The organism is Cupriavidus phytohabitans (assembly GCF_017815025.1).
Classification (GTDB): Bacteria; Pseudomonadota; Gammaproteobacteria; order Burkholderiales; family Burkholderiaceae; genus Cupriavidus.
Genome location: NZ_JAGIQB010000099.1, coordinates 1 through 9,755, shown reverse-complemented (window position 1 = coordinate 9,755; position 9,755 = coordinate 1). Strand labels below are relative to the sequence as shown.

The 9,755-nt window shown below is 59.6% G+C and carries 9 protein-coding genes; 7 read left to right on the top strand and 2 right to left on the bottom strand.

The features are described from left to right. From J8I34_RS32285 to J8I34_RS35345, 5 genes are all read left to right on the top strand, one after another. The coding region (locus J8I34_RS32285; RefSeq protein ID WP_209808259.1) for a hypothetical protein at positions 1 to 213 on the top strand (213 nt) is incomplete at its 5' end. A gap of 30 nt (positions 214 to 243) precedes the next feature. Beyond that, positions 244 to 369 (top strand): hypothetical protein, encoded by a 126-nt coding sequence (locus J8I34_RS35350; protein ID WP_256441911.1) that lies wholly within the window; start codon positions 244 to 246, stop codon positions 367 to 369. Between the two features lie 273 nt (positions 370 to 642). Then, on the top strand, positions 643 to 1,836 hold the full coding sequence (locus J8I34_RS32280) for a phosphoadenosine phosphosulfate reductase domain-containing protein (RefSeq protein WP_245176305.1): 1,194 nt from the start codon (positions 643 to 645) through the stop codon (positions 1,834 to 1,836). Positions 1,837 to 2,064: 228 nt separating this feature from the next. Continuing rightward, on the top strand, positions 2,065 to 3,873 hold the full coding sequence (locus J8I34_RS32275) for a phosphoadenosine phosphosulfate reductase domain-containing protein (RefSeq protein WP_209808257.1): 1,809 nt from the start codon (positions 2,065 to 2,067) through the stop codon (positions 3,871 to 3,873). A 109-nt stretch (positions 3,874 to 3,982) separates the two neighbouring features. Next, positions 3,983 to 4,105: a hypothetical protein gene (locus tag J8I34_RS35345; RefSeq protein WP_256441910.1), complete on the top strand. Its 123-nt coding sequence runs from the start codon at positions 3,983 to 3,985 to the stop codon at positions 4,103 to 4,105. A gap of 141 nt (positions 4,106 to 4,246) precedes the next feature. Here the strand turns inward: J8I34_RS35345 and J8I34_RS32270 are convergent, their stop codons facing one another. Beyond that, on the bottom strand, positions 4,247 to 5,401 hold the full coding sequence (locus J8I34_RS32270; RefSeq protein ID WP_245176304.1) for a DNA methyltransferase: 1,155 nt from the start codon (positions 5,399 to 5,401) through the stop codon (positions 4,247 to 4,249). A gap of 153 nt (positions 5,402 to 5,554) precedes the next feature. Next, positions 5,555 to 7,303 carry a DNA cytosine methyltransferase gene (locus J8I34_RS32265; protein WP_209808243.1) on the bottom strand — a complete coding sequence of 583 codons (1,749 nt, stop codon included), beginning with the start codon at positions 7,301 to 7,303 and terminating at the stop codon, positions 5,555 to 5,557. Positions 7,304 to 7,779: 476 nt separating this feature from the next. Between J8I34_RS32265 and J8I34_RS32260 the strand changes: the two genes are divergently transcribed. Further along, the gene (locus J8I34_RS32260) at positions 7,780 to 8,187 is read left to right on the top strand and encodes a hypothetical protein (RefSeq protein ID WP_209808235.1); all 408 of its coding nucleotides are present in this window, start codon (positions 7,780 to 7,782) and stop codon (positions 8,185 to 8,187) included. A 172-nt stretch (positions 8,188 to 8,359) separates the two neighbouring features. After that, complete coding sequence (locus tag J8I34_RS35065; protein ID WP_245176303.1) at positions 8,360 to 9,421, top strand: hypothetical protein; 1,062 nt, start codon at positions 8,360 to 8,362, stop codon at positions 9,419 to 9,421. Positions 9,422 to 9,755: the final 334 nt, after the last annotated feature.

Here is a 9,755-nt window from a genome sequence, read left to right as displayed (position 1 = left end):
CTGGAGAGCCCGTCGCGGGAAAACCGCACACCGGGTTCGGAGGGAGGGGACGGCGAAAGCCGTTTCCTACCCCTATCATCGGAGAAGGAAGTCGAAGAATCCGGGACATTGAGTCTCGTGCTGTGGGAGCCGCGTCGCAACGGCAAGGGGCCCACTGGTCTTGAACTTCGCATCCCGGTCTCGTCGATAGCAGCTATCGAGATCGAGTGGTAACACTTCATTCGTAGATCCCTGGGGCGTCGTGTGGCTTACCCCGACAACGACACGCTCGCGGAATGGGTGGGCCTGCACTACTCCCGCAATTTCGACGCCGAACCGGCCGAGAAGCGCACGGAATGGGTCGATCGCTACATGGAAGCCCATGCGTGATCTTACGTCCGCCATGCCAGCATGAAACAAACCGTGTTCACCGCGTCCATCCGGGCCGGTGAATACGGGATTCTCATCCGGCTAGCCGTCGGTATCCCCACCGGCGAACGCTCCGCCGCGCGACCCCGCGCCGCCGAGCGCAAGGTGCTCCCAACTTGCTGAAAGGCCATCCAATGGCACGATTCCGTTGACAGTCGATCAACTGAAACTTCAAACCCGACGGGAAAGCTCCCGGCTCGGGGAGCGTTTCTCTCCATCAGTCGGAGAAACGAAATGGGAATTGTCGAAGAGATTCGATTCATGACGCCGCGGTTCCTGGAGGGCGCCCCACAGGGGAAGCCTAATCAGGTCTGTTCGTCGCAGGAAGTCCAGACCATGCTGGAGCGTAATGCGGTGGTAGCGGTCGGGGTATCTGGTGGCAAAGATTCCGATGCATGCGCCATCGCCGTGGCTAACCACCTGGATGAAATCGGCCACAAGGGAGCGCGACTCTTGGTGCATTCCGACCTCGGCCGCATCGAGTGGAAAGACAGCTTGCCGAGTTGCGAGCGTTTGGCCAAGCGACTGGGGTGGGAGTTGCTCGTCGTGAAACGCCAGGCCGGCGACATGTTGGACCGCTGGGAGGTGCGCTGGGAGAACAGCGTCGCGCGATACGGAGACCTGTCTTGCGTAAAGCTCATTCTTCCGTGGAGTACTCCTTCGATGCGCTTCTGTACTAGCGAAATGAAGACACATCTCATCTCCAGTGCTTTGCGCAAGCGGTTCCCGCAAGGGGACATCATCAACGTGACGGGCATTCGTCGTCAGGAAAGCAAGAACCGCAGCAAGATGCCGGTCTGGGCTCCGAACACCGCACTCACCCGCAAGGCGGGTGTTGGGGTGACCTGGAACGCCATCATCGACTGGCCAGTTCAGGACGTCGTGTACGCAATCCAGGATGCTGGTCTCAGTCTGCACGAGGCCTACACAAAATATGGTGTCTCTCGTGTGAGCTGTTGCTTTTGCATCATGTCGTCGGAAGCCGATCTCGTCGCGTCAGCAACTTGTGAGGATAACCACGAGCCGTACATCCGCATGGTCGAGCTTGAGGTGAAGTCGTCCTTTGCCTTTCAGGGAAACCGGTGGTTGTCGGACGTAGCGCCCCATGTACTGCCGCCGTCGTTGCGCAGCCAGGCTCAAGAAGCCAAAGCTATCGCTCTGCAGCGGCAGGTCATCGAGGCGGAGATCCCGCAGCATCTGCTCTACACGGCTGGTTGGCCGACCTGCCTGCCGACGCGCGCGGAAGCGGAGCTTCTGGCTCGTGTTCGGCGCCAGGTGTCCTCGCTGCTCTGGCTAAACGCTCAATGCTTGGATGCAGACAGTGTGCATGACCGCTACGCTGAGCTGCTGGCTTTGAAACAGGCTAAGGGCAAGGGACGAGTGATGACGGAAGAACTTCCTACACAAGCGGAACTCTGCTTCGGCTGACCTTGGTCCCCCTGTTGAGCATCTCTGCAAATAGGTTCGCCGCACAACGAAGCATGCTCAGAAATGTCCAGTGTTCGCCGCGCCCTTGGGGGCCGGTGAACGCGAGGACGTCCTCCAATGAACCGTCGGAGCACATGAAAGCCGGACGCTTCGCTGCGCGATCCCCGTGCCGCCGAGCGCAACGCGCTCTCTCCTTTATCACGCCAGTTTCTGGCACAGGAGAGAATCATGAAATACGAAACGATCGAGCTGTTCCCGGTCCACCTCCTCAGGGTGAGCATCGAAGACCGGATCGCTCTAGCAATTCAGAGCATCCTGCGCCTGTTCATGAACGGGCAGCCGGTGGTGGTGGCGTTCAGCGGCGGCAAGGATTCGTCAGTGGTTGCAGCTGTCACGCTCCATGCTGCTCTGCAGGCAAAGGAACTTGGTGCGACCCCGTTCGTGGTCGTCACCACAGGTGACACAGAAGTCGAAAACCCCGAGATGGTGGCGCACTACCGAGCCGAGCTCACGAAGATGTGTCGATTCGGCGAAAGGCACGGCATCAACGTGCAAGTCGCCATTGCAAGGCCGAGCATGCTTTCGACGTTTCAGTTGAAGATATTGACGGGTCGCGGCTTGCCGAGCTTCCCTAACGGATCATCAGACTGCAGCATCGATTTGAAGATTTCGGCGCAGAATCGCTTGCGTAAGCAGCTATTCAAGGCCCTCATTGAGGGTGGCATGCCTGAACCATGTACGCTCGTTGGTACCCGGCTCGATGAATCGGAAGTTCGTGCTGCTCGCATGAAGGTTCGCCAGGATCGTCACGATGTCCCGGTAAGCAACAAGGATGGAGAATGGGTAATGACCCCGCTCAAGGATTGGAGTACCGACGATGTGTGGGAAGCGATCGCGCTCTATGGAGCCGGCGCCTACCCGTCATTCTCGGACTTCGAGGAAACGAAGCGGATCTACGCCCACGCGGCCGGAACATCGTGCGGCGTTGTCGCGGATGCGATCTACGAAGGTGGCAAGAAGCATCGCCAGGGTAAGTGTGGTGCGCGAACTGGCTGTTGGAGCTGCGTTGCGACGGAGGACAAGTCGCTGGCCAATATGATTGAGTTCGACGAGCGATATGAGTACGCGAGGGGCCTCAACCGCCTTAACCGATTCATCCGCAACACGCAATATGATTGGTCCCTTCGGAACTGGATCGGCCGCACCATTCAGGCAGGATTCATCGCGATTGAGCCTGATACTTTTAGCCCAGCGATGATTCGCATGCTCACGCGCTACATGCTGCAACTCGATTTTGATGAGGAGCAGCGGGCGCGAAGGGCAGGGGAGAAACCGAAGTTTCAGATCCTCTCGCTCGACAAGATGGTGGCGATCGACGCGTATCAATCGCTGAATGGTCTTGCCCGTCCGTTCTCGTGTTGGGTCGACTACAACGCGATTCGCTCCGGGTACGTACGTTACGACGTGCCCGAGGTAGAGCGCGTCGCGGCTCGGCCGATGCCAGAAACGCGCTTTTTGTTCGTAGGAAAGGACTGGGAGGAGTCGGCTGGTACCGAATGGACGGGGCTCCGCGATCCCCTATGGGAAAGCTTCATGGGGGAGAGTGACGAGATGCTGGTCACGTTGAAGAACGGGCGCCTCGTGTGGAGGGCTCCAGTTCATCCGGAATTTTCGGTGGATATGGAGTCCGTCTGCTTGGTGGAGGACTTTGAACTCGACCGCTTGCTTAAGAAGCACGAAGCAGGCTTTCAGCCGGGAGGCATCACTGAGGCGTATAAGTGGTACTTCCAATTCGGTTGTCTGAAGCTCTCAAGCGGCATGCTCCGGAAGCACGACGAGATCTGCCGTCGCACATCGTTCAAGGATCGTCTTGGGCTCACGCTTGAGTACGACCATGAGAAGTTGATGGGCAAGACGGTGCGGTACCGGGAGCTTCCTGAAGACGCAAGAAAATCGTGGGCCAGCAAGGCCACGACCGATGGCAGTCAACTAGAAATGCCGCTCGCTGGCTTGGAAGTACTGCTGGACGCGGCTTGATGTGACCCCGCTCCTCCTTGAGGAGGGCGGGAGCATCGAGCAACTGAAATTTCAAACCCCTGCGGGAATCGACCCGCTAGGGACGGCTCTCGCGCATATGGAGAGCATCATGTTGGAAGTCGTTCAAGCCGTGGAAGTGCTGGAAGCCAGGCCCCTTTGCCGTCAGCCGACCCATCACTGGGTTCCGCTGATCGCGTGCCTTTCCGTGCTCGCGTTCGGATTTTTCCTATAGGGGAATCCGACGGCCGCGAGCGGCCAATTCTGTCAATCGAGAAACGAGCCCGCCGCGCACCCTTCACAGGGAGGCGGCGGGCTTTTGCTCTTTCCTGGATACCGTGGTGCGCTGGCCTCACGCTCGCATTTCCAAATGGCTTCAGTTGGCCAAAGGCAGGTGAATGTCGATGCCGTCCTCAGCCATGAAGCGTTCCGCGCTGCCCCGCACGTAGTCGTAGACCAGTTCCGTGGAGACCCATCGCCGGTCCTCCCTTTCGGCGGCGAGGCCTGTCGTCATGGAGCCTCCGAACGGATCGACCACCAGTTGCTCTGCTTCCGTCATGAAGCGGATCAGCTTCCGCGCGAGCGAGAGCGGCATGGGAGCGCCGTGCGCTTCGAGGCCGAGTTCACGGGCCCGCTTCTTGTACGCCCTCTGGCTGGCGCACGTGTTCGCTTCGTAGATAACGTTGCGCATAATTCGGCCTGCCGTCGGGTTGCTGTATGCGCCCAGCACCTGCCGGTGAGCGCCGTCGCTATTCACGCGGGGCTTCCTCACGCCGCCGGCGGCCATAAACGCCTTGTGTTTCTCGGTATGGGGCTCCAAAACGCGGCGATTGTCTGCGATGCATCTACGCGGCTCGTTGCAGAACCATATTAGATACTCGTACCCCGTGTTTAACTGCATCCGCAGCTTGCTCGCCCACTGTATTGGCCCGGGGGCCTGATTCGATGCCCAGACCAATTTGTCCATCAGGCGCAGGCCCAGGCGGTCGCAAAGGGCGATGGTCAGTCGGTCAAGATACAGCGAACGGGATGGTGAATTCTCCTCGAAGATGTTCGGAGAAACCGACAGTACGACATTGCCACCTGGCACAAGATTCTTGACGATCGGCTCAATGTGCTTGGTAATGAAGTCTGTGTAATCTAGTTCCGCGGGTCCGCCGTATTTGCGATGCCGGCGCAACGGATAAGGCGGCGAAGTAAGGCACAGGAAGATTGGCTCATCCCATGCCGAGAAGACCCGGTGCGCATCACCCCAGATGGCCAGACCCAGCTTCGTGTCGAATGCGAGCACGGACACGCCAGAGCGCGCCTTCCTGAGCTTGTGTTTGCCGGCTTCCGTCAGTTGCCAGACGCCGCGCTCGTCCTCCACACGCTCGAGCAAACCCAGATTTTTTAAGGATTGACAATGCCATCGAACTTGCCTTTGCAGAAGGCTGCGCTGAGTCTTCTTTTCGCCGACGGGCGAGCGGACGTTCATTTCCTCCATGGAGATGCCCGCGCGGCCGGCTGCGATACGATAGAGCTCCTGCATCGATAGCCGACCACTCTCTGGTTGGGCGAATGCGCCCCCTACATGGTCAAACAGGTTTAGCTGGCGATCAAGGGACATAAGGGAGTAGCTGGAAGGTGGATCACCAGTGCATGGTAGGGGTAGGCGGCGCTGTTGCAAGCGCCGCCTCGGCCGTCAGGCTGCCAGCCAGTCGGTGCTGAGATGATGCTGGCGTGCGAGCCGGCTGCGACCGGCGCCCTTTGCATGAGATGGCGGCAGGATCAGATGTGCCAGGTTTGCTCGGACGTAGGCGGCGGCCCACTTCGGAGAGACGCTGTTGCCACACATATGGATCTGCTTGGTCACCGTAAGAAGCTTGCCGTCGTGGCCACGGTCGATGATGTAGTCGCGCGGAAAACCCTGTGCATTGAACAACTCGCGTGGCATAAGCATGCGCAAGAGCACGTCAACGATCGCGTACTCCACGCCGTCGATACACACAAGCACGCCGGAAATATCGTCTTCGTCGCCGGCCGGAATGACGCCGTATTTGCGTAGGAAGGCTGCGACGCGCTTCGCACCCTCGAAATCACTGGGGGAGAGCACACATTCGACCAGGCCGTGATGCTGTCCGGCAGCGCTAATGGTGTGCAAAGGCTCCTCGACGCTGCGGGAATCGCAGTTGCCGCGCAGGTGAACGAGATGCGCCGTCACGAGTTGCTGCTGGCTGCCCTTCTGCGTAATGCTTGACATGGGTTCCCGCAAGTCGCGGCCCGGGACGCCCCGGACGTCGTTGTACCCACCGTTCATCTGGGCAAGGTACGCCACTCCCAGCGAGTGCTTCCTGCCGCCGGCAACAATGGTGCCGAGAGGCTGCTTCAGGTCGAGTACACGCGGGGCTTGCCCCTTGCGCTCGCCGTAGCCAGTCTGAATGAGCACCGGCGCGGCCAGTGCAAACTCACCGCGATGCGCGCTCGTCACGGTCGGCAATCGGTGCGTGATCGCACGGATCCGGTCCCCGCCCTGGTGCGTGAGAGAGATGACAAAAGGGTTCGCCTCATTCAGGACATGCCGGCCGATCCCGACAGCCAGACGGCGGTGTGTTGCTTCCGCCAAGGACTTTTTGCGGCGGAAGATACTGTTGCCAGCAATAGAAAAGTCGATTGCGTCGGCCGCGGGCCGATACGCCAGTTTGTCTTCAGTCGCCTCCTTTGCATGCGTCGCATCGGGCCACACAATGGGATGGCCGTCACAACGCGCAAACATTATCAAGCGCTCCCGGAACGTAGGCACTCCCTGGTTGCACGCCCGATCCACGCGCCACTCGACGATGTAACCCATTCCGCGCAGGATTGCCACGAAGCGCCTCCACGTCTTGCCCAGACGCTTCGGATCGGGCACTAGGAACTGTTCGCGCAGCGGGACGTATTCGCCCTTGGCCGCTACTGTGCGGTCCAGCTTTACCACCCGGCCGGTGTCCTTGTCACGCTTCGCGATCATCGGGCACCAGCGAAGAATTTGGCTGACATTCTCGAGCGAGATCACCTCGGGGCGAACTGTGCCGGCCCAGTGGACGCCTACCCACGACAGGGCCCGAATCTTTCGATCACGTGGCTGGCCGCCCTTGGCTTGCGAGAAGTCACGGCAATCCGGGCTAAGGTGCAAGTAGCCGACGGTTCGTCCATTGGCTACCTCGTGGGGGTTCACCTCCCGGACGTCGGCAATCAGATGATGGGTCTGCGGATGATTCGCTGCGTGCATGCTGATCGCATCGGCGTTGTGGTTCAACGCGAAATCAGGATGGCGGTTTAGGGCGAGTTCGATGCCTTCCGACATACCGCCACCCCCGGCGAAAAGATCGACGATGAGCTTGTCTTGGATATCCAAGAGCATTTGGCGGCGGCGCGGGGGCGCCTGAATGTCGAATATGCTGTCGCGCTTCATCGGGTTCTCTATTGGTATCGAATTCGTTAGGGCTCGAGGGTCGTCAACTCCGCCGAGCGTGGATTCAGTGTCCCTTGGAGACTTGCGATTGCAACCCAGTGCGAGACGGAAAGGCTCCGGCGCCAAAGCGGTCGGGCAGCCTCCTGGTGCCGGATGCCAGGCTTGCTGTGCGTAGGTCCGACGCCGGATGAGGCTGGCGATGCTGCTGCACAAACTTCGCCAATTGCGCTAGCCGCCGTCCAGCGAGGCCTACTCGAAAGAGGGGCCGCGTTGCCAACCGATTTTCGGTGCGCTAGAATGCCCAGAGCCGTTTATTCGGCAGCAACTTTCTTGGCATCCGGCCAACCGAGTCCCGCCCGGGATCGCCTGCAATCCTTCCAAGGCTTCTGTCGCGCTTTGATGAGTTCGGACTCATCAGAGCGTCGTCGCGCTCGCTCCTTTTTCAACCACCGCGTAGCGGTACAAGGGAGCAAATAATGAAGAAGAAAAGGAAGAAAAGAAGGCATAAGGCAGTTAGCGGCGGCGGCCGCGCTCTGAACCCTCTGCATCCGGAGGTCATCAAAGCTGCTGAAACGGCTACGCGGGTAGCCATAGCCAAGGCCTTCTGCAAGGAACTGGCGTTGGATCTGACGCCGGAGCAGCTCGAGCTCGCCCGAGAGCGGAACCGCACCGAGACCGCTACAGGGGTATGCCATACCCACGACTTCTGCGACTCGAATATGACGATGCTCGCCGCGTTCGTGGCCTGTGGACTGGTAAAGGATTTGGATTCGGTGATCGAGGAGTCAATGCATCCTCTTTGGAATTCCGCCTGGGATCTGGCTCTCAAGGCTGAATTTCACGCTGACAGAATCTCGTCCGACCGATCCGTCATAGCCTCATAGGCAATCCAATCGGTGAGCCCCCTGCATCCTCAGCAATAGACCCAGGCGTCGCAAGACGCTTGGGTCTCCCTCGAAAGTCCCTGCACGCGCGTCCGCTGCGATGAGCTCGACTCATCCGAGCGTTGCCGCTCGCCCTTTTTCAACACCGCACAGCGGTACAAAGGAGCAAAGTATGAATAAGGGAACCATTCAACAGACACTGCCTGCAACCCGGCTCTGGCTCGCATTGGTGGACCATCAAATCGTACCGGGCACAAGGCCGGTGCTGTTTGCCCAGCCGACTGAGCCGCTGGACCCGGATATCTTCTCGCGGTTAGGCACTGACGCCAGTGCGGATGAGCTTCAAGTCAGCGGGCTTTTCGACTTGTCACACGTGCTCGGCGTTGATCCGGAGTCTCGCCAGGCATTGGAGCAGTTTGTCCGCTCGACGCCGTCGGCCCGAGAGATCCCCAGCACCGTTAAGGATCGGGTCCGATTCACGCTGAACGGTCTGCGAGAGCAGGAGGCCGCCCTTCAAGGGGTGCAGCGGGCTCGTGGGAACGGACACTTTCTGGCCTTGGAGCTGCAGGATCGCGTAGCGAAGATCCGCCATGGCCTGGATCGGCTGAGCGAGTTTCGCGCCCTTGCTGCCAAGAACGGCGCAGATGCTGACGCCTTCATTCAAGAATGCGGCGGCGTGCCGGACTTCGCCTGCTTCGGGTACGTGCATCCAAACCCGGCCGTGATGTCGGAGGTAACCAGCGACGGCATGAGCGATGCGGAAGTAGTTCAAGGTGCCGAACGCATGGCCCGCGTCCTCTTGAAGGCGTGGGGCTTCGGGTTCACTGGCGAAAGCGTCCGAAATAGCAAGAACCCTCGCGCCATCTCGGCCTGGAGCGTTGTGACCTCGATGCTCGAGGAGTACAACGGGACCGATCTGTCCAGCGCGGTCGATTCCAGTGAGACGGAAGGGGTGGACGTGCACGAAGCGGTAGAAGCCGGCCCGAGGCCCGATCCGGCTGGAGCCACGCAGTTCTTCAAGGAACTGCTGGATTCGATGGAGACGCTGGGCAATGTTGCATACAAGTACGGCCCGCGCACGCTGGCGGACCTCATGTACCTGCAGAATGCCGTCGCGAAAGGCACTTTCATCGAGCACTATCCGGAAGAATCGTCCGTGATGGTGGTCGTGAAGGGGCTACCTTCTGCGGATCGCTGGGCAGCCTATGTTCAGCAGTGCGACAACGTCGTCTAGCCAGGCATCAAGCGAAACTTGAAACACTATTCGCCGCGCACCTCTCCGGAGGTGCCGGCGAGCCGTCCCTGCGGCCAGCTGCGCGTTGTCATCCTCTTTGGCCAGGAAAAGAGTGGCCACGTCTCACGCCGGGACCGGCGTACGATCGCAGCCATCTAGTTCGTTCACATGAGCCCGCCTCATCTGAGCGCATGTCGCGCTTACTCCTTGTCAATTACCGCAATCGCGGTATCAGGAGAAAAAGCATGACTAGCAATCTTAACAGGCTGCTGAAGTACTAGCCGCGCAAAAAGCGAAGCTTGCCTCTACAAGGCTGAAGGGCTCGCTATTTTTC